Origin of the sequence: Azospirillum tabaci (assembly GCF_014596085.1) — a bacterium.
GTDB classification, from domain to species: Bacteria; Pseudomonadota; Alphaproteobacteria; order Azospirillales; family Azospirillaceae; genus Azospirillum; species Azospirillum tabaci.
Map to the genome: position 1 here is coordinate 98,948 of NZ_JACCJY010000018.1, position 25,158 is coordinate 124,105.

At 69.7% G+C, this 25,158-nt stretch carries 26 protein-coding genes and 1 pseudogene; 20 read left to right on the forward strand and 7 right to left on the reverse strand.

What is annotated here, in order from left to right:
* Positions 1-3 precede the first annotated feature (3 nt).
* Entirely contained in the window at positions 4-273 is a 270-nt protein-coding gene (locus H0B54_RS17100) for a metal-sensing transcriptional repressor (RefSeq protein ID WP_188261318.1), read from the reverse strand.
* Positions 274-462: 189 nt separating this feature from the next.
* Between H0B54_RS17100 and H0B54_RS29510 the strand changes: the two genes are divergently transcribed.
* A complete protein-coding gene (locus tag H0B54_RS29510; RefSeq protein ID WP_211109418.1) occupies positions 463-663 on the forward strand; it encodes a hypothetical protein in 201 nt (66 codons plus the stop codon).
* A 167-nt stretch (positions 664-830) separates the two neighbouring features.
* On the opposite strand, the gene H0B54_RS17105 is transcribed toward H0B54_RS29510, so the two are convergent.
* On the reverse strand, positions 831-980 hold the full coding sequence (locus tag H0B54_RS17105; protein ID WP_188261319.1) for a hypothetical protein: 150 nt from the start codon (positions 978-980) through the stop codon (positions 831-833).
* A gap of 563 nt (positions 981-1,543) precedes the next feature.
* Here H0B54_RS17105 and H0B54_RS17110 point away from each other — a divergent pair.
* The 11 genes and pseudogenes from H0B54_RS17110 to H0B54_RS17160 form a co-directional block, all read left to right on the forward strand.
* Positions 1,544-1,903: a hypothetical protein gene (locus H0B54_RS17110; protein WP_188261320.1), complete on the forward strand. Its 360-nt coding sequence runs from the start codon at positions 1,544-1,546 to the stop codon at positions 1,901-1,903.
* A gap of 148 nt (positions 1,904-2,051) precedes the next feature.
* Positions 2,052-2,774 (forward strand): Spy/CpxP family protein refolding chaperone, encoded by a 723-nt coding sequence (locus H0B54_RS17115; protein WP_188261321.1) that lies wholly within the window; start codon positions 2,052-2,054, stop codon positions 2,772-2,774.
* 10 nt (positions 2,775-2,784) lie between these two features.
* Complete coding sequence (locus tag H0B54_RS17120) at positions 2,785-3,039, forward strand: DUF2933 domain-containing protein (RefSeq protein WP_188261322.1); 255 nt, start codon at positions 2,785-2,787, stop codon at positions 3,037-3,039.
* A complete protein-coding gene (locus H0B54_RS17125; protein ID WP_188261323.1) occupies positions 3,039-4,265 on the forward strand; it encodes a TolC family protein in 1,227 nt (408 codons plus the stop codon). Before H0B54_RS17120 ends, H0B54_RS17125 begins: the two co-directional genes overlap by 1 nt.
* A complete protein-coding gene (locus tag H0B54_RS17130) occupies positions 4,262-6,007 on the forward strand; it encodes an efflux RND transporter periplasmic adaptor subunit (protein ID WP_188261324.1) in 1,746 nt (581 codons plus the stop codon). Before H0B54_RS17125 ends, H0B54_RS17130 begins: the two co-directional genes overlap by 4 nt.
* A 13-nt stretch (positions 6,008-6,020) precedes the next feature.
* Positions 6,021-9,137 (forward strand): efflux RND transporter permease subunit, encoded by a 3,117-nt coding sequence (locus H0B54_RS17135; protein ID WP_188261325.1) that lies wholly within the window; start codon positions 6,021-6,023, stop codon positions 9,135-9,137.
* 37 nt (positions 9,138-9,174) lie between these two features.
* Positions 9,175-9,567, forward strand: coding sequence for a hypothetical protein (locus tag H0B54_RS17140; RefSeq protein WP_188261326.1), 393 nt, complete (start codon positions 9,175-9,177; stop codon positions 9,565-9,567).
* Positions 9,568-9,629: 62 nt separating this feature from the next.
* Positions 9,630-10,121, forward strand: coding sequence for a WD40/YVTN/BNR-like repeat-containing protein (locus H0B54_RS17145; protein ID WP_188261327.1), 492 nt, complete (start codon positions 9,630-9,632; stop codon positions 10,119-10,121).
* Positions 10,122-10,140: 19 nt separating this feature from the next.
* Positions 10,141-10,599 (forward strand): c-type cytochrome, encoded by a 459-nt coding sequence (locus tag H0B54_RS17150; RefSeq protein WP_188261328.1) that lies wholly within the window; start codon positions 10,141-10,143, stop codon positions 10,597-10,599.
* Between the two features lie 151 nt (positions 10,600-10,750).
* Positions 10,751-13,153: a heavy metal translocating P-type ATPase gene (locus H0B54_RS17155; protein ID WP_188261329.1), complete on the forward strand. Its 2,403-nt coding sequence runs from the start codon at positions 10,751-10,753 to the stop codon at positions 13,151-13,153.
* 205 nt (positions 13,154-13,358) lie between these two features.
* Positions 13,359-13,660 (forward strand): annotated as a pseudogene (locus H0B54_RS17160) (replication-associated recombination protein A); the annotation flags it as partial.
* Positions 13,661-13,757: 97 nt separating this feature from the next.
* Here H0B54_RS17160 and H0B54_RS17165 read toward each other — a convergent pair.
* Positions 13,758-14,234, reverse strand: a complete 477-nt coding sequence (locus H0B54_RS17165; RefSeq protein WP_188261330.1) for a hypothetical protein — start codon at positions 14,232-14,234, stop codon at positions 13,758-13,760.
* Positions 14,235-14,318: 84 nt separating this feature from the next.
* On the opposite strand from H0B54_RS17165, the gene H0B54_RS17170 reads away from it, so the two are divergent.
* The 3 genes from H0B54_RS17170 to H0B54_RS17180 all read left to right on the forward strand — a co-directional run bounded on the left by H0B54_RS17170 (position 14,319) and on the right by H0B54_RS17180 (position 16,719).
* Entirely contained in the window at positions 14,319-15,230 is a 912-nt protein-coding gene (locus tag H0B54_RS17170) for a hypothetical protein (protein WP_188261331.1), read from the forward strand.
* A gap of 68 nt (positions 15,231-15,298) precedes the next feature.
* The gene (gene crcB, locus H0B54_RS17175) at positions 15,299-15,700 is read left to right on the forward strand and encodes a fluoride efflux transporter CrcB (protein WP_188261332.1); all 402 of its coding nucleotides are present in this window, start codon (positions 15,299-15,301) and stop codon (positions 15,698-15,700) included.
* Positions 15,700-16,719 (forward strand): RluA family pseudouridine synthase, encoded by a 1,020-nt coding sequence (locus H0B54_RS17180; protein WP_188261333.1) that lies wholly within the window; start codon positions 15,700-15,702, stop codon positions 16,717-16,719. Before crcB ends, H0B54_RS17180 begins: the two co-directional genes overlap by 1 nt.
* A 129-nt stretch (positions 16,720-16,848) precedes the next feature.
* Here the strand turns inward: H0B54_RS17180 and H0B54_RS17185 are convergent, their stop codons facing one another.
* Positions 16,849-17,538, reverse strand: a complete 690-nt coding sequence (locus tag H0B54_RS17185; protein ID WP_188261334.1) for a GntR family transcriptional regulator — start codon at positions 17,536-17,538, stop codon at positions 16,849-16,851.
* An 83-nt stretch (positions 17,539-17,621) separates the two neighbouring features.
* Between H0B54_RS17185 and H0B54_RS17190 the strand changes: the two genes are divergently transcribed.
* From H0B54_RS17190 to H0B54_RS17205, 4 genes are all read left to right on the forward strand, one after another.
* Complete coding sequence (locus H0B54_RS17190; RefSeq protein WP_188261335.1) at positions 17,622-18,869, forward strand: benzoate/H(+) symporter BenE family transporter; 1,248 nt, start codon at positions 17,622-17,624, stop codon at positions 18,867-18,869.
* A gap of 57 nt (positions 18,870-18,926) precedes the next feature.
* Positions 18,927-19,622, forward strand: coding sequence for an HAD-IA family hydrolase (locus tag H0B54_RS17195; protein ID WP_188261336.1), 696 nt, complete (start codon positions 18,927-18,929; stop codon positions 19,620-19,622).
* A 21-nt stretch (positions 19,623-19,643) separates the two neighbouring features.
* On the forward strand, positions 19,644-20,342 hold the full coding sequence (locus tag H0B54_RS17200; RefSeq protein WP_188261337.1) for an ATP12 family chaperone protein: 699 nt from the start codon (positions 19,644-19,646) through the stop codon (positions 20,340-20,342).
* Between the two features lie 103 nt (positions 20,343-20,445).
* Complete coding sequence (locus tag H0B54_RS17205; protein ID WP_188261338.1) at positions 20,446-20,841, forward strand: COG4315 family predicted lipoprotein; 396 nt, start codon at positions 20,446-20,448, stop codon at positions 20,839-20,841.
* Positions 20,842-20,911: 70 nt separating this feature from the next.
* Here H0B54_RS17205 and H0B54_RS17210 read toward each other — a convergent pair whose 3' ends face one another.
* From H0B54_RS17210 to H0B54_RS17220, 3 genes are all read right to left on the reverse strand, one after another.
* Entirely contained in the window at positions 20,912-21,517 is a 606-nt protein-coding gene (locus H0B54_RS17210) for a PRC-barrel domain-containing protein (RefSeq protein ID WP_188261339.1), read from the reverse strand.
* 160 nt (positions 21,518-21,677) lie between these two features.
* Positions 21,678-22,583, reverse strand: a complete 906-nt coding sequence (ygfZ, locus tag H0B54_RS17215) for a CAF17-like 4Fe-4S cluster assembly/insertion protein YgfZ (protein ID WP_188261340.1) — start codon at positions 22,581-22,583, stop codon at positions 21,678-21,680.
* A gap of 161 nt (positions 22,584-22,744) precedes the next feature.
* Entirely contained in the window at positions 22,745-23,152 is a 408-nt protein-coding gene (locus tag H0B54_RS17220; RefSeq protein ID WP_188261341.1) for a GreA/GreB family elongation factor, read from the reverse strand.
* Positions 23,153-23,483: 331 nt separating this feature from the next.
* Between H0B54_RS17220 and H0B54_RS17225 the strand changes: the two genes are divergently transcribed.
* On the forward strand, positions 23,484-25,031 hold the full coding sequence (locus H0B54_RS17225) for an ATP-binding cassette domain-containing protein (protein ID WP_188261342.1): 1,548 nt from the start codon (positions 23,484-23,486) through the stop codon (positions 25,029-25,031).
* Positions 25,032-25,158 lie beyond the last annotated feature (127 nt).

Sequence of the window (25,158 nt, forward strand, 5' to 3'; positions counted from 1 at the left end):
TCCCTACAGGTATTTGGTGATCGCCTTGAACTCGGCGATCGAAGCCCGCGTCTCGGCGGGCGTGGCGTCGACCGCGGCGTCCAGGCAGTGGTCCAGATGGTCGTGGATGAGCACCTTCTTGGCCTCGCGCACGGCGCTCTCCACCGCATGCAGTTGCTGGGCGATGTCGAGGCAGGGCCGACCGGATTCGATCATCTCGATGACGCCGCGGAGGTGCCCGTCGGCCCGCTTGAGGCGCTTGACGATGTCGGGATGGCTGTGATGCGTGTTCATGATGGAGTCGTATCCCCCTGGATAGGATAGAGTCAAGGTCTCGCCGGCAGCGGTCAAGTCTCCCCGCTTTCCCTTGATTCGCAGGCCTATAGGTCGACACTGACGGCAGCACCATCTTGCTTGATCCCCCCGGATGGGATCAACGCCGGGATGTCTGGCCTCACCAGTTCCCCCTCCGCCATGGTATCGATGCCGACCGCGCTCCTGCCAACCCTCCTGCGACGTCTCACCGTGCTGATGGTGGCGGTCGGCGTCGTGGCCTTCCCCAGCCACGCCGTGCCGACGAGCGGCGTGGCGGATGGTGCGCTGCCGTGGGCGGATGCCGGCGGGGACGGCGGACACAGCCATGACGACGATGCGGAGGGGCGCGACCGCCCAGGCCGGGCATAGCCACAGCCACAACCCGGCGGACGACTCCCACGACACCCTGGCGTCCGGTTCCCTTTTGCCGGCGACGGCCGATGAACCCACCGGTGCGTGGCACCGGGGTGGGCACGACCGGAACGCCGGTCACGGTCACCGCCCATACCGCGACGACGACCAGGATCAGCCAGAGGTCATCGTTCTTCATGAGAGGTCTCCTGCGTTCCGCGCCCATGTCCGCCGCCGAGCGCGATAATCGGCAGCGACTGGATCAACTGGAGCGCGATGATGGTGAAGACGTGCATGGCCGCGCCCAGCGCCGCGACGACACAGGGCCGGTCCATGCGGGTGCCGCGCCGACGCCACATGCCCCAGCCTGCCAGTCGACCATCGGTGTCTCAGCCGTGGTCGGGCGCGGCGCGACAGCGGTGTGCGGACAACGCCGTAGGCGGCGACCGGGATGGCGACGGCGAAAACCGTCGCGCCAACGCCAACCAGCGCCATCAGCACCGTCTTCGGAGGAGGGGGGCCGGCACGATGTTGCGAGCACTCGGCACGTATTCGGTACGCGGGTGCCAGGACGTCTCCACCGTCTTTGTCGAGACGGCGATCATGTGGTCGGACGGGGATTCGGCGGCCGGACAACACGGCGTCACGACTTTTGGCCCTTGACTTTCCAGCGGCCGGAAGGTCGATGCTGCTCCAGTAACCCTTGCGGCGACATCGAAGGGTCGGGTGGCAGAATCCTCGACTCTTCGTCGGAACCCCGGCAAGCGTGGTTGCAGAGCCCAAGGAACGGGCTTAGGTTTTATGAAGAGGACGACGGGACACATGCCCCGCCACCTCGATCAAGCATGAGGCAGACGCCATGTGGCGCGCGACGCGGTCGTCGGTGAGGAGGGTGGTGGTGAGCCTGCTGATGCTGGCCACGCTGCTCGTCTATGCCGCGCCAAGCCACGCCAACCTGGGGCCCCACCATGCGTCCCAGGCTCCTCACGAGCACGTTCTGGCCGACGCCCATGGCGACGCCATCGCGTCCGTCTCGGACCACGAGCACAAGGAAGCTCCGTGTGGGGACCTTGGCCTGCTCGACGAAGGGGCCTGCTGCAGCGTCGCTCAGTGCCTTACCATGCATGGCGGCCTCCTTGCGGTGCTGGTCGAGGCGTTCATCCCGCGCCTGAACACGGTTCAGCGTCTGCCTGCCCTGGCCACGCCGGATGGCATCGGCATCGACCCGGCTTTCCGCCCCCCCGCTCTGATCATCTGACGCCACGAGTCCGTCCGCGCCCAACCTGAGCCTCGGCTCGGCAAAGGATGCTGACTCCGGAGTCGTGCGCTTGGCTTTCGCGTCCCCGGCGCTCCCTCATGGAGTCCGTCCGGGATGGCATGAACCAGATGATCCGATGGAGGACGCCATGTCGTCTCTCACCCGCACGTTGCTCCCGGCCTTCGCACTCGCCGCCATGATGTCGGTCGCACAGGCCCAAACCACCACCGACCAGGACCACAACGCCCATCATCCCGACGGCGCCACGGCCGCGACACAGGCCCAGCCCGCTCCGGCCGCGGGCGCGACGACCGGCACGCCGGGCAACCCGCCGATGATGGGACAGGGCATGGGCAGCGGCATCATCCTTCAGCCCGGCGCCCAGGCGCAGGGTGGCCAGCCTGGCATGATGATGAACATGGACCAGATGCGCTCGATGATGGGTGGCATGATGGGCCAGCAGGACGGGCAATCCGGCATGATGGGACCCGGCATGATGCCGATGATGCGCCAGATGATGATGGGTCAGCATGGCGCCATGGGATTGCCCTTCGAGCACGTCGAAGGCCGCATCGCCTTCCTGAAGGCGGAACTCAAGATCACCGAGGCCCAGGCGGGGCCGTGGAGCGCCTTCGCCGACACCCTGCGCTCGAACGCCAAGGCCCATCAGGCGGTGCACGAGCAGATGACCAAGGGCGGCATGCCGTCCTCGTGGCCCGACCGCCTGGCGGCGCAGCAGACGATGCTGGGCAGGCGCCTTGACGCCGTGAGGGCGCTCGAGGCGGTCGCCAAGCCCCTCTACGCCGTCCTGACCGACGACCAGAAGAGGCTCGCCGACCGGCTGCTCACCGGCCCCATGGGCATGATGTGAGGAGGCGGCCATGACGCACCACGAACACACCCACCACACGCCGGAGCCGCAGGCGCGCACGCCCTGGTACCGGACCTGGACCGGACTGGCCGGGCTCGGCGCAGCCGCCCTGGCGGCCGTGTACCTGTCGCTCGACCACGTCGACCACGTGCTCGACGCGCTTCCGCTTCTCGTCCTGCTCCTCTGCCCGCTGATGCACCTGTTCATGCACGGCGGCCACGGCGGTTCGGGCAAAGATGGCAAGGGTGCCGGAGGCGAAGGCTGATGGCACTCTGGACCATGAAGAGAAGGTCCTTTCCGGCGGGGGGGCTGGCGGCTGCGGCGGTTGCCGTGTGCCTGCTGGCGCCCCCGGCCGGGGCGCAGTCGCTTCGGGACGCGGTCGAGGGCGCCTGGAAGCTCAATCCGGAGGTCAGGAGCCTGGAGGCGCGGCGGGCCGTGGCCACCGCGCAGCAGGGGGCCGGGGAGTCGCTGGTCCCGGCCGCCCCGGCGGTCACGCTGCGGCACACCAGCGACTACCTGAACCGGAACATCGGACGGCGCGAGTACGAGGCGGAACTGGGGGTTCCGCTCTGGCTGCCCGGTCAGGGAACGGCAACCGTGCGCGCCGCCGACGCGCTGTTGGCGCGCACCGACGCGGAGATCGCCGCCCGCCGACTGGCCGTTGCAGGAGAGGTCCGCACCGCCCTGTGGCAGGTCGCGCTCGCCGAACGGCGCGCCGAACTCGCCCGACAGCGCCTGAAGGTTGCCCGCCAGCTCGAAGCCGACACCCAACGGACCGCCCGGGCCGGGGAGATCGCGGAGGCCGACCATCAGTTGGCGCGCGCCGAGGCGCTCGCCGTCGCCGTGGATCTCCGTGACGAGGAGTTGGCCTTGAACGAGGCCCGCCAAGTGTTCCGGACGCTGACCGGCATGGCACCGCCGAAGGCGTCTCCGGAACCGGACATCGGCCAACCACCCCTTGAGCGGCACCCGTCCTTGCTGGCGGGGCAACTGGGCGTCCGCTCGGCTCAGGCTCAGAGGCAATTGGTGGATCTGACGACCCGCGACAACCCGGAGGTCGGGCTGATGGCCCGTCGTGAGCGCGACAGCCGCGAGGAACGCTACGACACCGTGTTCGGCGTTTCCGTCCGCATCCCGTTCTCCGTCGAGGCGGTGAACGCACCCAAGCGTGCCGAGGCGATGAGCGAGGTCGTTCGCGCCGAAGCCGAGCAGGCCAGCGTGGCCCGCACGGTCGAGTCCGACATCCAGCAAGCCCGGCTGGCTCACCAGGCCGCGACCGAGCGCTTGGCGATCGCCCGTGACCGCGCGGCGGCCCTCCGGGCCCGCCTCTCAAACGTCGAGCGCGCCAGGAGGGGCGGCGAGATCAGCCTGGTCGAGTACGTCCGCGCCCAGGAAGCGGCCTTCGAGGCCGAGCTCGCCCGTGCCTCCGCCGAAGTCCAGGTCGGCGCCGCCCGCGCCCGCCTGAACCAGTCCCTTGGAGTTCTGCCATGACCATCCGACGCCTTTTCGCCGCGGCCGCGGTCGCCGCGAGCGTCGCCGCGCCGGTCGCCTTTCCCGCCCTGGCTCACGAAGGGCACGCGCACGGTGGCGAGGAGCCGAAGCCGGTCATCGCGATGGCCGCCCCCACCCTGGAAACGTCCTCGTCCGACCTCGAACTCGTGGCGGTCGTCCAGGGCAAGCACCTGCTCGTCTACCTGGACCGCTTCGCCACCAACGAGCCGGTGAACGGCGCCGCCGTGGAGGTCACGGCGGACGGAGAGGCGGTCACCGCGTCGCCGGTGCCCGGTGAAAATGGGGTGTATCGGCTGGAAGCCGGGTGGCTGTCGAAGCCCGGTGCGCACGACTTGACCGTCTCGATCACCGCCGCCGATGCATCCGATCTGCTGATCGGAACCTTGGAGATCCCGGCGACTGCGGCCGTCGCATCGGTCACCGGAAACGGCAACGGCGTCGCCGACGTGCTCGGGCGGGTTCGCCAGGACTCCGGCCTGCTGCTCGGCGCCGCGATGGTCTTCCTGCTCGGCGTGCTGACCACCGTCGCCCTGACCCAGCGTGGGCGCTCGCGGACGGTTGCCGGAGCGGCGCTGATCGGGCTGGGCCTGCTGTTGGCCAGCGGGGCCGCGTTCGCGCACGGCGACGAGGACCACAGCCAGGACAATAAGGACAAGGCACCGGCCGCGGCCGTCGCTCCAACCGCTGCCACGACCGCCGCCATGGCCACAACCGGTGTGTCGGAGAGCCCGCGCCGTCTGCCGGACGGCAGCCTGTACGTGCCGAAGCCCTCCCAGCGCCTGCTGTCGGTTCGCACCACGGTCGCCAAGCCTCAGGAGGCCGCGCAGACGGTCCAGCTGATCGGGCAGATCGTCGCCGACCCGAACGGCGGCGGCCATGTCCAGGCGACGCAGACCGGGCGCATCGAGCCGGGAGACAAGGGGCTGCCCTATGTCGGCCAGCGGGTCGCGGCCGGGCAGATCCTGGCCTACATCGCCCCCGCGGTCACCTCGGTCGAGCGCGGCGGCCTCCAGCAACAGATCGCCAGTGTCGAGCAGGAGATCGTCATTGCCCAGTCGCGGGTGGAGCGCTTGCGCAAGCTCGTCGGCAGCGTGCCGCAACGCGACATCGACGAGGCGGAGGCGACGCTCAAGGGGTTGCAGCGGCAGCGCGCGGCCCTGTCGCCCGCGCTGACGACCAAGGAGGCCCTCAAGGCCCCGATTTCCGGCGTGGTCACCGCGAACAACGTCAAGGTCGGGCAGGTCGTGGAAGGGCGTGACCAGGTGCTGTTCGAGATCGTCGACCCGTCGCGCCTGATGGTCGAGGCGGTCGCCTTCGACCCCCGCGTGGCCAACAGCGTCCGCGGCGCGACGGCCACCACCGCCGACGGCGTCACCCTGACCCTGGAGCACCTCGGCCACAGCCTGGCGCTGCGCCAGCAGGCCATCCCGCTGCTCTTCCAGATCAACACCCCGCCCCAAGGCCTGAGCGTCGGCCAGCCGGTGCGCATCGTCGCCCAGATCCATGGCACGATGTCCGGCATCGTTCTGCCGCGCCAGAGCGTGGTCCGCGGTCCGAACGGCCAGCCGCTGGTCTGGGAGCACGAGTCCGCGCAGCGGTTCGTCGCCCGGCCGGTGCGCACGCAGCCGGTGGACGGGAACACGGTGCTGGTGTCGGCGGGCATCGAGGCGGAGGCGCGCATCGTGACCGACGGCGCCGGTCTCCTCAACCAGGTCCGGTGAGGAGCGCCCCGCCATGTTCAACTTCCTCGTCAACACCAGCCTGCGCAACCGGCTGTTCGTCCTGGCCGCCGCGGCGATCCTCGTCGTCTACGGCTCCTTCGTGCTGAAGGACCTGCCGATCGACGTCTTCCCCGACCTGAACAAGCCGACCGTCACGCTGATGACCGAGGCCGAAGGCTTGGCGCCGGAAGAGGTCGAGCAGCTGGTCACCTTCCCGCTCGAGACTTCGATGAACGGCATGCCGGGCATCACCCGCGTGCGCTCGGTGTCCGGTGTCGGCCTCTCCATCGTCTTCGTCGAGTTCGATTGGGGCACCGACATCTACCGCAACCGTCAGCAGGTCGCGGAACGCCTGGCCATCGTCCAGGGGCAGCTGCCGCCGAACATCCGCCCGCAGATGGGACCCATCTCGTCCATCATGGGCGAGATCATGCTCATCGCCATGTCCGGCGATGCCGTGAGCCCGATGGAGGTGCGCGAGCTCGCGGACTGGGTGGTGCGGCCCCGCCTGCTCGCCATCCCCGGCGTCAGCCAGGTCATCCCCATCGGCGGCCAGATCAAGCAGTACCGCATCGCCCCGGACCCGGCGCGCCTGCACGACCTGGAGATCACGACCGACGAACTCGCGGCGGCGCTGCGGCAGTTCTCGGCCAACACCGGCGGCGGCTTCATCGACCAGCACTCCGAGGAGTACCTGATCCGCAACATCGGCCGGACGACCCGGCTCGAGGACCTGCGCAACCTCGTCGTCGCCTACAAGATCGGGCAACCCATCCTTCTGCGCCAAGTCGCGGCGGTGGACTTCGCCGCCCGCGTGAAGCGCGGCGACGCGGGCGTCAATGGCAAGCCCGCCGTGATCCTGTCGGTGCAGAAGCAGCCGGGCGCCGACACCACCAAGTTGACGGTCGACGTCGAGAAGGCGTTGGGCGACCTGGCGCCGTTTCTGCCGAAGGGAGTCCACGCCGACGAGATCCTCTTCAAGCAGGCCAACTTCATCCAGACCTCCATCGGCAACGTGGAGAAGGTCCTGTTGGAGGCGGTGGCCGTCGTCGCGGTGATCCTCTTCCTGTTCCTGCTGAACGTGCGCACCACGTTCATCTCGCTGACCGCCATCCCGATCTCGATCCTGATCACCGTGCTGGTGTTCAAGGCGTTCGGCATGTCGATCAACACGATGACGCTGGGCGGCCTCGCCATCGCCATTGGCGAACTCGTGGACGACGCCGTGGTGGACGTGGAGAACATCTATCGGCGCCTCGGCGAGAATCGCCGGGCAGGCAACCCGCGGCCTATCCTGGAGGTGGTGGCCTCGGCCTCGCAGGAGGTGCGCTCGGGCATCGTCTACGCCACGGTCATCATCATCCTGGTGTTCGTCCCGCTGTTCGCCCTGTCCGGCATCGAGGGGCGGCTGTTCGCGCCGCTGGGCGTGGCCTACATCGTCTCGATCCTGGCGAGCCTCGTCACCGCCATCACGGTGACGCCGGTGCTGTCCTACTACCTGCTGCCGCGTCTGAAGCGGCTTGAGGAGCACGACAGCTGGCTGGTGCGGCGGCTGAAGGCCGGGAACGCAAGGCTGCTCGGCTGGGCCTTCGCTCACCCGCGGACGCTGTTCGCCGCCATCGCCGCCGCCGTCGCGGTCGCCGCGGCGACGGTGCCGAGCCTGCCGCGCGCCTTCCTGCCGCCCTTCAACGAAGGCACGCTGACCATCTCCATGGTTCTCAACCCGGGCATCTCGCTGGCCGAGGCCAATCGGGTCGGCCAAGCCGCCGAGACGCTCATCATGCGGGTCCCGGAGGTGAAGTCGGTGGGGCGCCGCACCGGCCGCGCCGAACTCGACGAGCACGCCGAGGGCGTTCATTCCAGCGAGATCGACGTCGACCTCGCGCCCTCGGAGCGCAGCCGGGCGGAGGTGCTGGCCGACGTGCGCGCCCGGCTGGCAGCCCTGCCGGTGTCGGTGAACATCGGCCAGCCGATCTCGCACCGGCTCGACCACATGCTGTCCGGCGTCCGTGCCCAGATCGCGCTGAAGGTCTACGGCGAGGATCTGGACACGCTGCGCAGCCTCGCCGGGCAGCTTCAGCAGAAGCTCGCGGGCGTGCCCGGGCTGGTCGACCTCCAGATCGAGAAGCAGGTCCGCATCCCGCAGGTGCAGGTCGTCGTGGACTACGAGCGCGCGGCGCTCTACGGCGTGACCCCGGCCATGGCGACCGAGGCGCTGGAGAGCCTGTCCAACGGCCGCGTGGTGTCGGAGATCGTGGACGGCACGCGCCGCTTCGACGTGGTGCTGCGCCTGTCGGACGAGGATCGCACCACCAGCGGCTTGGCGAACCTGCTTGTGGAGACCCCGGCGGGCCGGGTGCCGCTCAGCCGGTTCGCCTCGGTCGAGGAGACGGACGGCCCCAACCAGATCCTGCGGGAGAACGGCAAGCGCCGCATCGTCATCCTCGGCAACTCGGGCGGCAAGACGGACATGGCGCAGATCGTCGCGGGCATCCGCAACGTGGTCGCCGGGGCGCCGCTGCCGTCCGGCTACTTCACCAGCCTGGAGGGCACCTTCCAGGCGCAGGAGGAGGCGTCGAAGACCATCGCCGCGCTGTCGATGGTGTCGTTGGCAATGATCTTCCTGGTGCTGTACAGCCGCTACCGGTCGGCCGTGCTGGCGCTCATCATCATGGGCAACGTGCCGCTGGCCTTGATCGGCAGCGTGGCAGCCCTGTGGATCGCCGGGCAGCCGCTGTCGGTCGCCTCGATGATCGGCTTCATCACGCTGACGGGCATCAGCACGCGCAACGGCATCCTGAAGATCAGCCATTGCATCAACCTGGTCCTGCACGAAGGCGAAACCTTCGGCAAGGCCATGGTGATCCGTGGCAGCCAGGAGCGCCTGACGCCGGTGCTGATGACCGCGCTGTCGGCGGGCGTCGCGCTGGTTCCGCTGATGATCGGCGCCGACGCGCCGGGCAAGGAGATCCTGCACCCGGTCGCCGTCACCATCTTCGGCGGGCTGGTCAGCGCGACCCTGCTCGACACGGTCCTGACCCCGGTCCTCTTCCTCAAGCTCGGCGAGAAGCCGCTGAACCGTCTGGCCGCTGCCCAGGCCGGTTCGCTGCGTCCGGCCGAGGCCTACTGATCCCCATCACCCGTTCCATCCAGAAGGAAACCACACCGTGAAGTTTTCGACTTTCGTCCTCGCCGCCGTCCTGCTCGCCGCTCCGGCCACGGCCTTCGCCGACGGCCCGAAGATTGGGCCGAACGGCGGCGCGCGCACCGATGCCGGGCCCTACCACGCCGAACTCGTGCTCAAGGGCAACGACGTCGTCCTGTACGTGACGGACGGCGCCGACAAGCCGCTGGACGTGACCGGCGCCAAGGCTGAGGCGACCATCCTGGCCAACAAGCAGACCCAGAAGATCACGCTCGAGCCCGCTGGTGCCAACGCCCTCAAGGGGCAGGCGAACCTCAGCGGCGCGCACGACAGCGTCAAGGTCGTCACCGCCCTGACGATGCCCGGCCAGAAGCCGGTGCAGGCCCGCTTCGAGATGGGCCACGCGGGACACTGAGGTCAGCGCGGGCGGCATGAGACTCCCCGCCCCATGCCGCCCCGCAAGCAAGGAGATGCGCGATGAGCGCCAAAAAGAAACTCGCCATGACGGCCGCGGCCCTGCTGATCGGCGTCATCCTCGTGGAGCCCGTCCGGGCGGCCGAGACCCTCAAGCTGAATGAGGTCTCACACCTCCATGGGATTTCCGTGGACCCCACGGATCCGTCGCGCTTGTATCTCGCTTCGCATCACGGCGTGTGGCTGACCAACCCCGGCGGCACGGCCACGCGGGTGTCCGACAACCGGTCGGACTGTATGGGCTTCACGCCCGACCCGGCGCGGCCCGGGGCCTTCTACGCCAGCGGCCACCCGGAGAAGGGCGGGAACCTCGGTGTTCTCGTCTCGACCGATGGAGCGAAGACCTGGAAGCAGATTTCGGCGGGCGTCAACGGCCCGGTGGACTTCCATTCGATGGACGTCAGCCCGGCCGACCCGACGGTGCTGTACGGCCACTACGGCAGCGTCCAGGTCAGCCGGGACAGCGGCAAGACCTGGCAACCGTTCCGGTCGTGATGTGCCGGGGGATGTGGTGATGAAGGCGATGAAGATTGGCGTTGGCTTGGCCATGGGTGCGGCGATCGCGGTGGCTGGCGTCTTCCTGCTCGCTGGTCCCAAGGCAGGCGCCGATCCAACCGACGCCGCCCAGGTTGCCCAGGGCAAGGCGGTCTACGCGGAGCAGTGCGCGTCGTGCCACGGCGCGCGGCTTGAGGGCCAGCCGGAGTGGCAAAGCCGCAAGCCGGACGGTCGTCTGCCCGCGCCGCCGCACGACGCCTCCGGGCACACGTGGCACCACCCCGACGCCGACCTCTTCAAAATCACCAAGCAAGGCGTCGTTGAGTTCGCCCCGCCCGGCTACGAGAGCGAGATGCCCGCCTTCGGCGGCGTGCTGAGCGACGCCGAGATCTGGGCGGTCCTGGCCTTTATCAAGAGCTCCTGGCCCGAGGAGATCCGTCGTCGCCACGCCGCCCTGAGCGAACGCGCGAAGAAGTGAGGAGCGGGCGCGAGCGGTCTGCACAACGCGCTTGACCTTCCAATCCTTGGAAGGTGGAGCCCGGTTTCATGGATGCCATCGCACGCCGGTGCCGGGACGCTCGAACGAACGCGGGGGCACCGACGCCGGGCATGCGAAGGGAGAAGCGAACATGAACGACCAGCACCGCAGCCACGTGCCCCATCCTGACCACCACAGTCACGGTGGGCACGACCACCATGCCGGTCCCGACGACTGGACCAAGGTGAAGGACCCCGTGTGCGGCATGATGGTCGATCCCGAGCGCACCGGGCACCACGCCGAGCACGGCGGCCGGACCTTCCACTTCTGCTCGGCGCGCTGCCGGGAAAAGTTCGTCGCGGCCCCCGAGCCGTACCTGAAGCCGGAAGCCAAGCCCGCCGCGCCCGAGAAGGCAGCGCAGGCCTCGTCGCAGACGGGCGTGATTTACACCTGTCCGATGCACCCGGAGATCCGCCAGGAAGGCCCGGGCAACTGCCCCATCTGTGGGATGGCCTTGGAGCCGGTGGGCGCCAGTCTAGAGGAGGGCCCCAACCCGGAACTCCTCGATATGACCCGGCGGTTTTGGATCGGCTTGGCTCTCAGTGTGCCGCTGCTGGTCCTGGAGATGGGAAGCCACATCCCGGCGCTCGGGCTCCACGACGTGGTGCCCCCGCGGGTATCGGTCTGGGTGCAGTTCCTGCTGGCGACGCCGGTGGTGCTGTGGGCGGGCTGGCCGCTCCTCGATCGCGGCTGGCAGTCCTTCCGGCGGCGCAGCCTGAACATGTTCTCGCTGATCGCCCTCGGCGTTGGCGTCGCCTACTTGTTCAGTCTGGTTGCGACCTTCCTTCCCGGCCTCTTCCCTCAGAGCTTCCGGGGCATGGAGGGGGTGGTGGCTGTTTACTACGAGGCGGCGGCCGTCATCACGGCGCTGGTGCTGCTCGGACAAGTGCTCGAACTCCGGGCTCGTGAGCAGACCGGCGGTGCGATCCGCGCGCTGCTGAACCTGACGCCCAAGACAGCCCGCCGCATGCGCACCGACGGCGAGGACGAGGAGATTCCGCTCGACCAAGTCCAGGTCGGGGATCGGCTGCGGGTCCGTCCCGGTGATGGCGTGCCTGTGGACGGCGAGGTAATCAACGGTCGCAGCGCCGTGGACGAGTCCATGGTGACCGGCGAGAGCATGCCGGTCGAGAAGGAGCCGGGTGCCAAGCTGATCGGTGGTACCGTGAACCAGACCGGCGCGTTGGTGATGCGCGCGGACAAGGTCGGCTCGGACACCATGCTGTCGCGCATCGTGACCATGGTCGCCGAAGCCCAGCGCAGCCGGGCGCCCATCCAGCGCATGGCCGACGTGGTGTCCGGAACCTTCGTCCCGACCGTCATCCTCGTCGCTGTCCTGGCCTTCCTTGCGTGGATGGTTTGGGGGCCGGAGCCCGCCTTCGCCTATGCGCTGATCGCGGCGGTGTCGGTCCTGATCATCGCATGCCCCTGCGCGCTCGGCTTGGCAACGCCGATGTCGATCATGGTTGGCGTCGGCAAGGGAGCGACCGCGGGCGTGCTTATCAAGGACGCGGCGTCCCTGGAACGCTTCGAGACGATCGACACGCTGGTCGTCGATAAGACGGGCACCCTGACCGAGGGCAAGCCGAAGGTGACCGCCGTGGTTCCGGCGCCGGGCGTCGACGAGACGACCCTGCTGTCGCTGGCGGCCAGTCTGGAGCGGTCAAGCGAGCATCCGTTGGCAGCCGCTGTTGTCGCCTCCGCCAAGGAGCACGGCCTGCCGATGCGGGAGGTTGTCGACTTTGCCTCGGTCACCGGCAAGGGCGTGGTGGGCAAGGTTGGCGGCCGCACGGTCTCTCTCGGCAACGCGGCGATGATGCGGGACCAGGGCATTGCGTTGGGCGACCTGGAAGCGCGCGCCGAAGAACTGCGACGCGAGGGCGCCACCGCCCTCTACGCCGCCATCGACAGCCGGCCCGGTGGCGTGATTGCGGTCGCCGACCCGATCAAGGCGAGCACGCTTCAGGCGTTGGAGAGGCTGCGAGCCGATGGCGTGCGCATCGTGATGCTCACGGGCGACAACCGGACCACGGCCGAAGCGGTGGCGCGCAAGCTGGGCATCGACGAGGTCGAGGCCGAAGTGCTGCCGGAGGACAAGAATCAGGTCGTGAAGCGGCTGAAGGCGCAGGGCCGCGTGGTGGCGATGGCGGGGGATGGCGTGAACGACGCCCCGGCGCTCGCCGAAGCCGACGTCGGCGTCGCCATGGGCACCGGCACCGAGGTGGCCATCCAGAGTGCGGGCGTCACCCTGGTCAAAGGCGACCTGGCGGGCATCGCCAGAGCGCGGACGCTCAGCCGGGCGACGATGCGCAACATCCGGCAGAACCTCTTTCTGGCCTTCGTCTACAACGCGCTGGGCGTGCCGGTCGCGGCGGGGGTGTTCTTCCCGCTGTTCGGGTGGACTCTGTCGCCGATCATCGCCGCCGCCGCGATGGCCCTGAGTTCGGTGTCCGTGGTCGGGAACGCGCTGCGGCTGCGCTGGCTCACACTGTAGGAGGACGGACGGGGGCACCGGCACGTATGCAGAGTGCTTTCCTATTGGGTGAGGCTTCCGGCTTTCGCCGGAGGGATCCCGATGGAGCCATCCGTTTGTTTCCCGGAAGGTGATCGATGCGCATATCGTGCGGCGGCAAGAGGCTGTCGTGCCACACGGTAGCCCCAGCGGCCGATCCGATGAGTGATCGAGTTTGGTCATTCTGGCCACCACCGAGAAGCCGTCCTTCGAGCTGAACGCGGCGCCGCTGTCGCGGGCGGAGGCGGAGATGGGCCGCCCTTGCCGCTGCCGCCGGACGCGCGGTCCGCGCTGAAGGCGAAGGCCGACGGTGACGGGCGCTTCTGTCTGAACTTCTGCGAGGAGCTGTTCGCCCTGCCGGAGGATGGCGCGCTTCTCGACAACAACGCCCTCGCCACGGCCATCCAGCGCCGCGCCCCGCTCTACGACAAGGCGCAGGAGGGGCACTACAACCTCATCAGCGCGCTGTACAAGTCGTTGCGCGGGTCGGTGGAGCGCGGCTTCGAGCGCGAAATCAAGAAGCGCCAGGACGACGGGGCGCGGCTGCGCGGGCGCAAAGCCGCGCAAGGGGACGAGTAGTCGCGTTTCACGGCTTCGGGTAGGCGGTTCCCAGAATCCAGGCCGGCGCCTCCGGGGGACCGGAAACCTCGAACACATAGGTCACGGTTTCGCTGGTGAAGGGCCGCGCGCGAACGCAGCGCCCCGCGCCGTCGGTTTCTTCGCACCGCATCGAGGGGACCTGAACGCTCAGCGTCTTGCCGTACTGGGTGCTGCCGATCTCGTCGCCGCACAGCAACTGTCCCGGATGGCCGATCAGGGCCTGCCATGCCGCGTCCCAGGCCCGGCGGTCGGCGAACATCGGCGTGCCGACGCTCTGCCCGGCCTTGGGCGGTGGCACCGCGCCCAGAATGTGTCGCGCGAGACGCCCGCCCTCCGCCATGTTGCGTTCGGGATCGGCGGAAAGCCGGACGCTTTGGATTTCCAGGCAGGGAGCGCTCCGCGCCGGGGCGGCGGACAAGAGCAAACCGGCGATGAGCAGGCCGGCGATCTTGTGGGTGGGCATGGGGATACTCCAGTGCAATGATCCTGCGCTGACTGTCGGACGTTCCGTTTTCAGCATCGTGAAATTGGATTGGGGCGATCAGGAATGACGACGGGCGCCGCGGTGCCGGACTTGGGGCGCTTCATCGCCATCGACTGGTCGGGCGCCGCGGGCAAGCGCTACGCCGGCATCGCCGTGGCCGAATGCGGTGCGGAGGGGCCGCCCCGGATCGTCGCGCCCACGGAGCGGCAATGGTCGCGCACCGCCGTGTTCGACTGGCTGCTGGATGGGCTGGAGCGCGGGCCGGCGCTGATCGGCATCGACTGCGCCTTCTCGCTGCCCTTCGACGTGGCCGGGCGTTACTTTCCCGACCCCGACGCGGCGACGGCGTTCGACCTCTGGGACCGGGTGGAGGCGGTGGCCCGGGCGGAGCCGGACTTCGCCGGGGGCAGCTTCGCGGCGGATCCGGACTATGGCGCCGATTTCTGGCGCGCCGGAACGCAGCCGGACTGGTACCGGGATCCGCACCGGCTGACCGAGCGGGTGTGCCGCGCCGACGGCTACGGCAGCCCGCAGAGCCCCTACAAACTGATCGGCGCCAAGCAGGTGGGGAAGGGCGGTCTGGCCGGGATGCGGATGCTGCGCGCCCTGAAGCGGGCGGCGCCGGACCGGGTGGCGGTCTGGCCCTTCGACGCGCCGGGTCCGGGGCGCAGCGTCTTCTGCGAGATCTACCCGCGCCTGTTCCTGATCCGCGCCGGCTTCGGCCTGCGCAAGATCCGCGACGGGGCAGCGGTCGACGCCGCGCTGGCCGCCCTGGGCGCGCCGCCCGCCGGCTTATCCGGAGCGGTGACCGACCATGACGCGGACGCGCTGGTCTCCGCGGCGGGGCTGCGCTGGCTGGCCGGGCGGCAGGCGGTGTGGGGCCCGCCGGCGATGGACGCGCGGGCGCGGCGGCAGGAGGGCTGGATCTTTGGCGTGGGCGAGCGGGATGGCGGGGTTGCCGCGCCCGGCGCGTGACAAACCGCCGTATTTCTGGCTCTAATCCGCGCGGGATGCCCGTCGTCCCGTCCGCTCCCGGAGGTCCCGTGATCGCATCACCGTCCACGCTCGCCGCGGTTGCCGTCGGTGGGGCCGTCGGCTCCATGGCGCGCTATCTGCTGATGACGGCGGTCGGCCAATGGCTGGGCACGCAGTTTCCCTACGGGACACTGGTCGTGAACGCCGTGGGCTGCTTCACCATGGGCGTGCTGGCGGAGCTGGCCGCGCTGGCGTGGTCGCCTTCGCCGGAGCTGCGGGCGCTGCTGATGGTCGGGGTGCTGGGGGGATTCACGACCTTCTCCTCCTTCACGCTCGACGTCGGGCTGCTGGTGGAGCGGAACGCCCTGCCGGCGGCGGCGGGTTACATCCTCGCCTCGATGGTGCTGACCATCGCGGGTTTCTTTGCCGGCCTCGCGGTCGCGCGTTCTCTTGTTTCGGTGCCCGTTTGATGAGTGAGAACAAAACCCCCAGCGTTGAAACCCGGACCGTGACGTCCGACGAGGCCGATGTGCGCCTCGACCGCTGGTTCAAGCGCCATTTCCCCGACGTGGGGCACGGCTATCTGCAGAAGCTGCTGCGCACCGGCCAGATCCGCGTGGACGGCAAGCGGGCGGAGACCTCGACCCGGCTCGCCGCCGGCCAGTCCATCCGCATCCCGCCGCTGGCCGACTGGGCCAAGCCGGAGGGCGCCGCGCCGGCCCCGGCTCCGAAGAAGCCGGCCATGTCCGACAAGGACATCGCGGCGCTCCAGGCGCTGGTCCTCTTCAAGGACGGCGACGTCATCGCGCTGAACAAGCCGGCCGGGCTCGCCGTTCAGGGCGGCACCAACACCACCAAGCATCTCGACGCGATGCTGGACGCCCTGCGCTTCGACGCGAAGGAGCGGCCCAAGCTGGTCCACCGGCTGGACAAGGACACCTCGGGCGTCCTGCTGCTGGCGCGCAACACCTTCGCGGCGTCCAAGCTGACGGAGCAGTTCCGCGGCCGCGACGTGCGCAAGATCTACTGGGCCGCCACGGTCGGCGTGCCGAAGCCCTACCAGGGCAAGATCGACCTCGCGCTGGCCAAGGAAGGCGGGCCGCAGGGCGAGCGGGTGGCCGGCGACGAGGACGACGGCAAGCGCGCCGTCACCTACTACACGGTGCTGGAAAACCTGGGCAAGCAGGCGGCCTTCGTCGCCATGTGGCCGCGCACGGGCCGCACCCACCAGCTCCGCGTCCACATGAACGCCATCGGCACGCCGATTCTGGGCGACGGCAAGTATGCCGGGCAGGGGGCCTATCTTCCGGGCGCCGAGGTTCAGAAGAAGCTGCATCTGCACGCCCGCCGCCTGATCCTGCCGCACCCGCGCGGTGGCAACCGGATGATCGACGTGACGGCGCCGCTGCCGGACCACATGCTGACGACCTGGAAGTATCTGGGCTTCAGCGCCAGCCTGAAGGGCGATCCGTTCGAGGGCGTGGAGTAACGGGCACGGGATTCACGACAGAGGCGCAGAGACGCGGAGAGATGTGCAGGCGAGCGGGCTGCGCATCCTTTAGACACCTCTCGACACGTTTCTCCGTGCCTCTGCGTCCCCGCGGTTCATCGTTTCCCGTTACCCCGCCTCGCGCGCGCCCAGAAACGCAGTAAGCTGCTCCGCCGCCTGCCCGACATGCTCTTCGACGAGCCGGCAGGCCGCATCCGCATCCCCCGCCCGGCACGCCGCCAGCAGCGCGCGGTGCTCGTCCTGCGACCGCGGCAGATAGCCCAGCGCCGCGAACTGGAAGCGCAGATAGCGGTCGGCGGCCAGCAGATGCTGCTCCGCCAGCGCCAGCAGCCGGGGCCGCCCGGCCCGCGCGTAAAGCGTCATGTGGAAGCGCCGGTTCAGCTCTCCCATGCGTCCCGGATCGGCCTCCCCATCCATCTCGGCGATCAGTTCCTCCGCCTGATCGAGGTCCGCCGCCGTCAGGCCGGGAAGCGACAGGCGCAGCGCCATCGGTTCCAGCGCCATGCGGATCGCCCCGATGTCGGCGCCGTCCGCCGCCGAGATCTCCGCGACGACGGCGCCGCGGTGCGGGTGGAACTCGGCCAGCGCCCGCGCCTCCAACTGGCGCAGCGCCTCGCGCACCGGCATGCGGCTGACCCCGAAGGTTTCCGCCAGGTCCTCCTGCCGCAATGGCGTGCCCGGCGCGATGACCCCGCTCAGGATCGCCTCGCGCAGCGTCGCCTCCACGAACTCCGTGGTGGTGCGGTGGCGTGGCTGCGCCCGCGCCACGAGGCGCGCCAGCCCGTCGTTGACCGCCATGCGTGATCTCCCCTTGCCAGGATATTGGATCCAATCTATCACCCTTCTCATCGTTCCGCACCCCTGACGGAGGGTTCCGCGCCATGTCCTCTTCCCACACCGTTCCGGCAACGGGCCTTTCGACGGGGCTTTCCCTGCGTGCCGTGGGTGCGGGCCTGCTGGCGGCCCTGGTCGGCTACGCCAGTTCCGTGGCCGTGGTCATTCACGGGCTGACCGCTGTGGGCGCCAACACGGAGCAGGTGGTGTCTGGCCTCGTCCTGGTGGGATTCGCCATGGGGCTGACGGCGATGGGCCTCAGCCTGCACCGGCGCAAGCCGATCAGCATCGCCTGGACCACGCCGGGTATGGCGCTGCTGGCCGCCACCGGGGCGGTGGAGGGCGGATTTGCCGCCGCGGTGGGCGCTTTCGTGGTGACCGGGGTGCTGATCGTCCTGGCCGGACTGTGGTCGCCGCTGGGCCGCTGGATCGCCGCGATCCCGAAGCCGCTGGCCAACGGCATGCTGGCGGGCATCCTGCTGAAGCTGTGCCTCGCCCCCTTCCTGGCGGTGTCGCAGGCGCCGGGGGTGGCGCTCCTGGTGCTGGCGACCTGGGCAGTGATGGGGCGGGTGGCGCGGCTCTACGCCGTGCCCGCCGCGGTGGCGGTCGCGCTGGGGGCGATGGCGCTGGACTCTTCCGGCGGTTTGGCCGGCGGTTTGGCCGGCGGTTTGACCGGCGGGGCGGCGCTGTCCGGCGCGCTGTGGCCGGGCGTGACCTTCGTCCAGCCGGTGTTCACCTGGGAGGCGATGGTGGGCATCGCCCTGCCGCTGTTCGTCGTCACCATGGCGTCGCAGAACATCCCCGGCCTTGCCGTTCTGGCAACCTACAACTACGCGCCGCCGACCCGTCCGATCTTCCTGGCGACGGGCGCGGCCTCCGCCCTGACGGCGCTGGGCGGCGCGCCGACCGTCAACCTCGCGGCGATCACCGCGGCGCTCTGCGCCAGCCCGGACGCCGACCCGAACCCGGCACGGCGCTGGCAGGCCGCCTTCGTCAGCGGCGTCGGCTACATCCTGTTCGCCGGGCTGGCCGGGGTGACGGCGGTGATGGTCACCCGATCCCCGCCGATCCTGATCGAGGCGGTGGCCGGCCTGGCCCTGGTCGGGGCTTTCGGCTCCGCCCTGATGGGCGCCGTGCAGGTGGAGGCGAACCGGACCGCCGCCCTGGTCACCTTGCTGGTCACCGCCTCCGGCCTGTCCTTCGCCGGGGTGGGGTCCGCCTTCTGGGGGCTGCTGCTGGGCGGGGCGGTGCATCTGCTCCATTGGCGCCCGGCCGCGTTGCAACCGGCAAAGTGAGTTGCGCTTTCGCGGCGCGGCCCGCATAAGACCGGTACGACCCGCGTCCCGGAGGCGATGCCCGTGAGCAGCTCAGAGAATGCCCGTCCGCTGCGGCTGGCCCTGTTCGATTGCGACGGCACGCTGGTGGACAGCCAATTCGCCATCATCGACGCCATGACCACCGCCTGGGCCGTCCACGGCCTGGGCGAGCCGGACCCGCTGGAGGTGCGCCGCATGGTCGGGCTGCCGCTGGTGCAGGCGGTGTCGCAACTGTTGCCCGACCTGGACACCGACCGCCATGTGACCGTCGCGGAGAGCTACAAGGACGCCTTCGCGGCGCTGCGCCACCGCGGCGACCTGCACGAGCCTCTGTTCCCCGGCCTGCGCGACACGCTGGACGCGCTGGAGGCCGAAGGCGTGCTGCTGGGCGTGGCGACCGGCAAGTCGCGGCGCGGGCTCGACGCCGTGCTGGCCCACCACGGGCTGGCGCACCGTTTCGTCACCCTGCAGACCAGCGACGTCGGCCCCGGCAAGCCGCACCCCGACATGGTCTACCGCGCCCTGGCCGAAACCGGGGTGGAAGCGGCGCGGACGGTTGTGATCGGCGACACCACCTACGACATTCAGATGGCCCGCAACGCGCGGGTCGCGTCGGTCGGCGTCTCCTGGGGCTACCACGCGGTGGCCGAGCTGGAAGCCGCCGGGGCCGACCGCATCGTCCATCGCGGGCGCGAGGTGGCCGGCGCCGTGCTGGACCTGTTGCACCGATAAGAGAGCATTCGAAGGACCCCGATGAAGCGCTTCTACAAGACCGCCTCCGTCGACGAGGCCGCCGGCGGCGGCTTCGAGGTGCGCCTGGACAACCGTCCGATCCGCAGCCCGGCCAAGGCGCCGCTGGTCTTCGCGAGCTGGCCGCTGGCCCAGGCCGTCGCCGCCGAATGGGACGCGCAGCCCGAAGACATCGCCCCGGACAGCATGCCGCTGATGCAGCTCGCCAGCACGGCGGTGGACCTGATCGGCAAGGGCCGCGCCGCCATCGTGGACGGTGTGGCCGCCTATGCGGAGACGGATCTGCTCTGCTATCGCGCGGAGCATCCCAGGGCGTTGGTGGAGCGGCAGGCACAGCGGTGGCAGCCGCTGCTCGATTGGGCGACGCTGCGCTACGACGCGCCGCTGCACGTCAATGCCGGGCTGATGCCCAAGCCGCAGCCGCCCGAGGCGTTGCGCGCCCTGCGCAACGCGGTGGAGGCCTACGACGACTGGACGCTGTCGGCGCTCCAGACCGCCACCGGCTCCTGCGGTTCGCTGATCGTCGCGCTGGCGCTGGTCGAGGGGCACATCGACGCCGAGGAGGCGTTCGAGGTGTCGCAGCTCGACGAGACCTTCCAGATCGAGGCCTGGGGCGAGGACCCGGAGGCGACCAAGCGCCGCGCCGCTTTGCGCGTCGACATCGCCGCCTGCCGCCGCTTCGTCGATCTGCTGCGGGCGTGATCATCGATCGGGTGGGGACGGAATAAAGCGCCGCAGCGGGCGTCCTGTCGGTGAGGGCCGGGTCCGTCGACCCGCCCCCCATCACGACAGGGAGGTTCCATCCATGCACCGCTTCAGCCGTTTCACCGCCGCGGCGACCCTGCTCGCGCTCGGCCTTGTGGCGCCGTCCGCCTTTGCGCAGGGCGCCATGCCCGCCAAGACCGGCCAGTCGGCCGGCGGTCCCGTGCTGACCGACAGCAAAGGCATGACGCTCTATGTCTTCGACCGCGATTCGGGCGGCAAGTCCGCCTGCAACGGCCAGTGCGCCACCAACTGGCCGCCGCTGATGGCTCCCGCGGGCGCCAAGGCGACGGGTGATTACTCGGTCATCACCCGCGACGACGGCTCCATGCAGTGGGCCTACAAGGGCAAGCCGCTCTATGGTTGGGCGAAGGACGGCAAGCCGGGCGACACCACCGGTGACGGGGTGAACAACGTCTGGCACGTCGCGCGCCCATAAACGCGGCCCTGAACAGGGAAAAGCCCCCGCGGCGCAGGGCCGCGGGGGCTTTTTGTGACCGGACCGGCGATTACTGGCCGGTGCCCGACGGAGCGGCCGGCGGGGTGCCGGTGGCGCCGCCCGGAGCGGTCATGGTGCCGGTGGTGCCGGTGGAGGAGCGGCTGGCCGCGCCGTTCACCGTGTCGCCGGCCCGGTCCTTGTTCCGGTTCAGCGAGGTGGTGGTGTCGGAGTATTCGAACTCCGCCATCTCCTTCACCTGATCGCGGGTCATGCCCGAGAGCTGGACGCGCTCCTGCTGGGCGTCCCAGGTGGCGTTGTTGATGTCCACGGCGATCTGCTTTTCGCCGATGCCGAGGAAGCCGCCCGAGGAGATCACGAGCTGGCGGGCCTGGCCGTTGCTGTCCAGGATCACGTCCTCGACCTCACCGACCTTCTCGTTGTCGGAGCCGTAGACGTTCTTGCCCATCATGTTCTCGGCGCTGGCCATCTGGCCGCCGGTCAGGCCGGAGGCGCTGCCAGACGCGGCGCTGCCCGAGGCGCTGCCGCTCTTGTTCATTTCGGTTGCGGTCGGGGCGCCGGTGGCGGTGCTGCCGGTGTTCGGCGACGAGCTCTGTGCCATCGCCGTGCCGGTCATCAGCGCCAGGACGGACGCAGCCGCGATGATTTCCCTCCGCATAACTCACTCCTCTCCGTGTTTCGGCGTGTCAGTTGCGTGCCTTGGTGTGTCTCGGTAAGGCAGAACGACAACAGGGCTTCGGAGGGAATGGTCACGCGGAAAATCGAAAATATCTTTCGGCTAGTTCGTGCAAGTTTCGGGAATAAAAGCGGCGAAGAACTCAAAAGCTTGCCCAGACTGGCTTTTTCGGCGTGACTGTGGCCTCTCCGGCTGTCAAGACCATACCGTCTTGCCCCGCACGGGTGAGCTCTTCCAGCCGCAACAACGCCAGGGCGGAGGAACCATGGCCGCTGCGGATCTCGCCGACCTCCTTGCCCTCCAGCGTCACCGGCGTGCCGGGGGCGGGCAAGGGGCCGTCCAGCGTCACCGGGAACAGCTTCTTCTTGATCAGGGCGCGGTACTTGGTGCGGGCCGTCAATTCCTGACCCATGTAGCAGCCCTTGTCCCAGGAAATGGCGTTGAGGTCGTCCAGATCGTTCTCCAGGGGCAGCGCCTTGTCCGGCGTGAGGTCGCGGCTGCCCTCCGGAACGCCGAGCGCGAGACGCAGCCGGTCGTAGTCCGCCGCGTCGCGCGGCGCGAAGCCCGCCGCCTCCAGCGCCGCCGCGGCGCCGTCGCGCGGCAGGAAGGCGCGGGCGCCCAGCGCCGGCAGGCGCGGGTCGGTGAAGGCGACGCCGCCCGCGAAGGGCACCGCCGCCCCAGGCTCCTCCGGCAGGCCCAGCCGGGCGAGGGCGTCACCGCCGAACAGCGCGACGGCCACCAGGGCGCCGGCCCGATCCTCCAGCGTGATCTTGGAGCGCAGCTTGTACATCTTCAGGCGGCGCAGGAATTCCTCCCGCCGGTCCGTCTCGGGGTCCAGCAGAAGGGCGCCGTCCGATTCGGCGATGCGGAAGTCGTGCAGGAACTTGCCCTGCGGGGTCAGGAACAGGGCGTAGACGGCGCGGTCCGCTGCGACGCGGCGCACGTCGTTGGACACCAGCCCTTGCAGAAAGGCCGCCCGGTCCTCGCCCGCGACCGCGATCACGCCCCGGTCCTCCAGGATCGCGTAGCCCGCCTGTTCCGCCGTCATGCCCTTGCTCCGATTGTCCCGTTCAAGTCCCCGATAGTTGGGCGAATGGGGCTGGGGAGGCAAGGGTGGCGAGGGGTGTGCCCTTGCATGGCGCGTCCGCCTTTTCCGCGGACGCGCCACGGTGCAAGCCGTGGTCGATGGACCGTCAGGCAGATGGGCCGTCAGACGGCTGGAGGTTCGATCCGCAGGACCTGCACCGACTTGGTGCGGCCGTCGAGCGTGCCGTAGGCGATGGATTGCCCCTCGGACAGGCCGAGCAGGGCGGCGCCCACCGGTGTCAGGATCGAGATGCCGTCCTGGCGCCGGGCCGCTTCGTCCGGTGTGATGAGTGTGGCGGTGTGCCGCGTGCCCCGGTCGTCCGCGAAGGTGACCCGGCTGCCGAGCCGGACGAAGGGCGTGCCGCCGTCGTCGGGAGGGTCCGCGACATCGGCGCGGTCGACCTCGCGCTGGAGGAAGTCGATGACGCCGGCGGGCTGGCTGAGATGGGCGAGAAGGACGTCGAGACGCCCGAGGTCATGGGGGGTGATTCGGATCGGCGGCGGATCGCCGAGCATCGACTTGCGGTTCATTCCAAAAGCTCCATAAGCAAAGGCCGCCGGAAATGGCGGCCCTTTCCATAGCTGATGACGACGGCGGCCTCTTGTCAACCGTGCGGCGGCGTGGCATCTGTCCGTGTGCGAAGCAACTGCTGATTTGTTGGGTCATCTGCCGCTTTGTTGGGCTGCCCGGGCGCCTGGAACGGGGCACCTGAAACGGGGCGAATGACCGCAGGCTGGGCAACCGCTTCCCCTGTTGACGGCGAACAGCCTTGACGGGCAAGACTCTCCGAAAGTGGCATGGCTTTGGCAATGCCCTGCCGACTTCACCCCTACCCGGTCCGTCTCCTTGGATTCCCCATCCGTGTCATCCCCTCCGCACCGGCTCGAACTGCGCGGCATCACCAAGCGCTTTCCGGGCTGTCTGGCGAACGACCAGGTCGATCTCGTCCTCCGGCCGGGCGAGATCCACGCGCTGCTGGGCGAGAACGGCGCCGGCAAATCGACGCTGGTGAAGATCATCTACGGCGTGCTGCACGCCGACGCCGGCCAGATCCGGTGGAACGGGCACGACACCCACATCCCCGATCCGGCGGGCGCCCGCCGGTTGGGCATCGGCATGGTGTTCCAGCATTTCTCCCTGTTCGACACGTTGACGGTCGCCGAGAACATCTCGCTCGGCCTCGACCAGCCCGGCCCGATGGACGCGCTGTCGGCGCGCATCGCCGAGGTGTCGGAGCGCTACGGTCTGTCGCTGGACCCGCGCCGCCACGTCCACAATCTGTCGGTCGGCGAGCGGCAGCGGGTGGAGATCGTGCGCTGCCTGCTGCAGGACCCGAAGCTGCTGATCATGGACGAGCCGACCTCGGTCCTGACGCCGCAGGAGGCGACCCGCCTGTTCGAGACGCTGCGCCGGCTGGCGGCGGAGGGCTGCACGATCCTCTACATCAGCCACAAGCTGGAGGAGATCCGCGCGCTCTGCGACACCGCCACCGTGCTGCGCGGCGGGCGCGTCGTGGGGAGCTGCGACCCGCGCAAGGAAACCGCGCGCAGCCTCGCCGAGATGATGATCGGCACCGAGCTGTCGACTCCGGAGCGGCTGCCGCAGGGCGAGGCCGGGGCGGCGAAGCTGCAGGTGCGGCATCTCTCCACCACATCCGACAACCCCTTCGCCACCAACCTGAAGGACGTGTCCTTCGAGGTGCGGGCCGGCGAGATCCTGGGCATCGCCGGCGTCGCCGGCAACGGGCAGGCGGAGCTGATGGCCGCGCTGAGCGGCGAGGCTCTGGTGCCGGACCCGGCGTCGGTCGCCATCGAGGGGCGGCCCGCCGGCCATCTCGGCCCGCGCGAGCGGCGCCTGCTCGGCCTCGCCTTCGTGCCGGAGGAGCGGCTGGGCCGCGGCGCCGTGCCGGAGCTGAGCCTGTCGGAGAACGCGCTGCTCTCCGGCTACGCCCGCGAGCCGCTGGTGCGCAGCGGGCTGGTGCATTTCGGGCGCGCCCGCTCCTACGCCGAGCGGATCATCGGCGCCTTCAACGTGGTCACCCACGGCCACCGGGCGGAGGCGCGGTCGCTGTCGGGCGGCAACCTTCAGAAATTCATCATCGGCCGCGAGATTCTTCAGAAGCCGCGCCTGCTGGTGGTCGGCCAGCCGACCTGGGGCGTGGACGCGGGTGCCGCGGCGGCGATCCACCGGGCGCTGATCGACCTCGCGCGCTCCGGCGCCGCCGTTCTGGTGATCAGCCAGGACCTGGACGAGCTGTTCGTGCTGAGCGACCGCATCGCCGTGCTGTTCCACGGCCATTTGTCGGAAAGCCGCCCCACCCACCACACCAGCGTGGAGGAGATCGGCCTGCTGATGGGCGGCCTGTTCAACCACCCGCCCGACGAGGATGAGGTGGACCGTGCGGTGTGAACGCGACTTGCTCCCTCTCCCGTCCCGGGAGAGGGATGGGGCCCGCGCCGTGCGCGGGAAGGGTGAGGGTCCAGCGTGGAAAAAGCGCCTGACCCTTGCGTCACCCTCACCCGGCCGCCTGCGGCGG

Excerpts from the sequence above, each read along its gene's own strand:
- H0B54_RS17100 (WP_188261318.1), bottom strand. The coding sequence starts at position 273 with ATGAACACGCATCACAGCCATCCCGACATCGTCAAGCGCCTCAAGCGG.
- H0B54_RS29510 (WP_211109418.1), top strand. The coding sequence starts at position 463 with ATGCCGACCGCGCTCCTGCCAACCCTCCTGCGACGTCTCACCGTGCTG.
- H0B54_RS17105 (WP_188261319.1), bottom strand. The coding sequence starts at position 980 with ATGGACCGGCCCTGTGTCGTCGCGGCGCTGGGCGCGGCCATGCACGTC.
- H0B54_RS17115 (WP_188261321.1), top strand. The coding sequence starts at position 2,052 with ATGTCGTCTCTCACCCGCACGTTGCTCCCGGCCTTCGCACTCGCCGCC.
- H0B54_RS17120 (WP_188261322.1), top strand. The coding sequence starts at position 2,785 with ATGACGCACCACGAACACACCCACCACACGCCGGAGCCGCAGGCGCGC.
- H0B54_RS17125 (WP_188261323.1), top strand. The coding sequence starts at position 3,039 with ATGGCACTCTGGACCATGAAGAGAAGGTCCTTTCCGGCGGGGGGGCTG.
- H0B54_RS17130 (WP_188261324.1), top strand. The coding sequence starts at position 4,262 with ATGACCATCCGACGCCTTTTCGCCGCGGCCGCGGTCGCCGCGAGCGTC.
- H0B54_RS17135 (WP_188261325.1), top strand. The coding sequence starts at position 6,021 with ATGTTCAACTTCCTCGTCAACACCAGCCTGCGCAACCGGCTGTTCGTC.
- H0B54_RS17145 (WP_188261327.1), top strand. The coding sequence starts at position 9,630 with ATGAGCGCCAAAAAGAAACTCGCCATGACGGCCGCGGCCCTGCTGATC.
- H0B54_RS17150 (WP_188261328.1), top strand. The coding sequence starts at position 10,141 with ATGAAGGCGATGAAGATTGGCGTTGGCTTGGCCATGGGTGCGGCGATC.
- H0B54_RS17155 (WP_188261329.1), top strand. The coding sequence starts at position 10,751 with ATGAACGACCAGCACCGCAGCCACGTGCCCCATCCTGACCACCACAGT.
- H0B54_RS17165 (WP_188261330.1), bottom strand. The coding sequence starts at position 14,234 with ATGCCCACCCACAAGATCGCCGGCCTGCTCATCGCCGGTTTGCTCTTG.
- H0B54_RS17170 (WP_188261331.1), top strand. The coding sequence starts at position 14,319 with ATGACGACGGGCGCCGCGGTGCCGGACTTGGGGCGCTTCATCGCCATC.
- H0B54_RS17180 (WP_188261333.1), top strand. The coding sequence starts at position 15,700 with ATGAGTGAGAACAAAACCCCCAGCGTTGAAACCCGGACCGTGACGTCC.
- H0B54_RS17185 (WP_188261334.1), bottom strand. The coding sequence starts at position 17,538 with ATGGCGGTCAACGACGGGCTGGCGCGCCTCGTGGCGCGGGCGCAGCCA.
- H0B54_RS17190 (WP_188261335.1), top strand. The coding sequence starts at position 17,622 with ATGTCCTCTTCCCACACCGTTCCGGCAACGGGCCTTTCGACGGGGCTT.
- H0B54_RS17195 (WP_188261336.1), top strand. The coding sequence starts at position 18,927 with ATGCCCGTGAGCAGCTCAGAGAATGCCCGTCCGCTGCGGCTGGCCCTG.
- H0B54_RS17200 (WP_188261337.1), top strand. The coding sequence starts at position 19,644 with ATGAAGCGCTTCTACAAGACCGCCTCCGTCGACGAGGCCGCCGGCGGC.
- H0B54_RS17205 (WP_188261338.1), top strand. The coding sequence starts at position 20,446 with ATGCACCGCTTCAGCCGTTTCACCGCCGCGGCGACCCTGCTCGCGCTC.
- H0B54_RS17210 (WP_188261339.1), bottom strand. The coding sequence starts at position 21,517 with ATGCGGAGGGAAATCATCGCGGCTGCGTCCGTCCTGGCGCTGATGACC.
- ygfZ (WP_188261340.1), bottom strand. The coding sequence starts at position 22,583 with ATGACGGCGGAACAGGCGGGCTACGCGATCCTGGAGGACCGGGGCGTG.
- H0B54_RS17220 (WP_188261341.1), bottom strand. The coding sequence starts at position 23,152 with ATGAACCGCAAGTCGATGCTCGGCGATCCGCCGCCGATCCGAATCACC.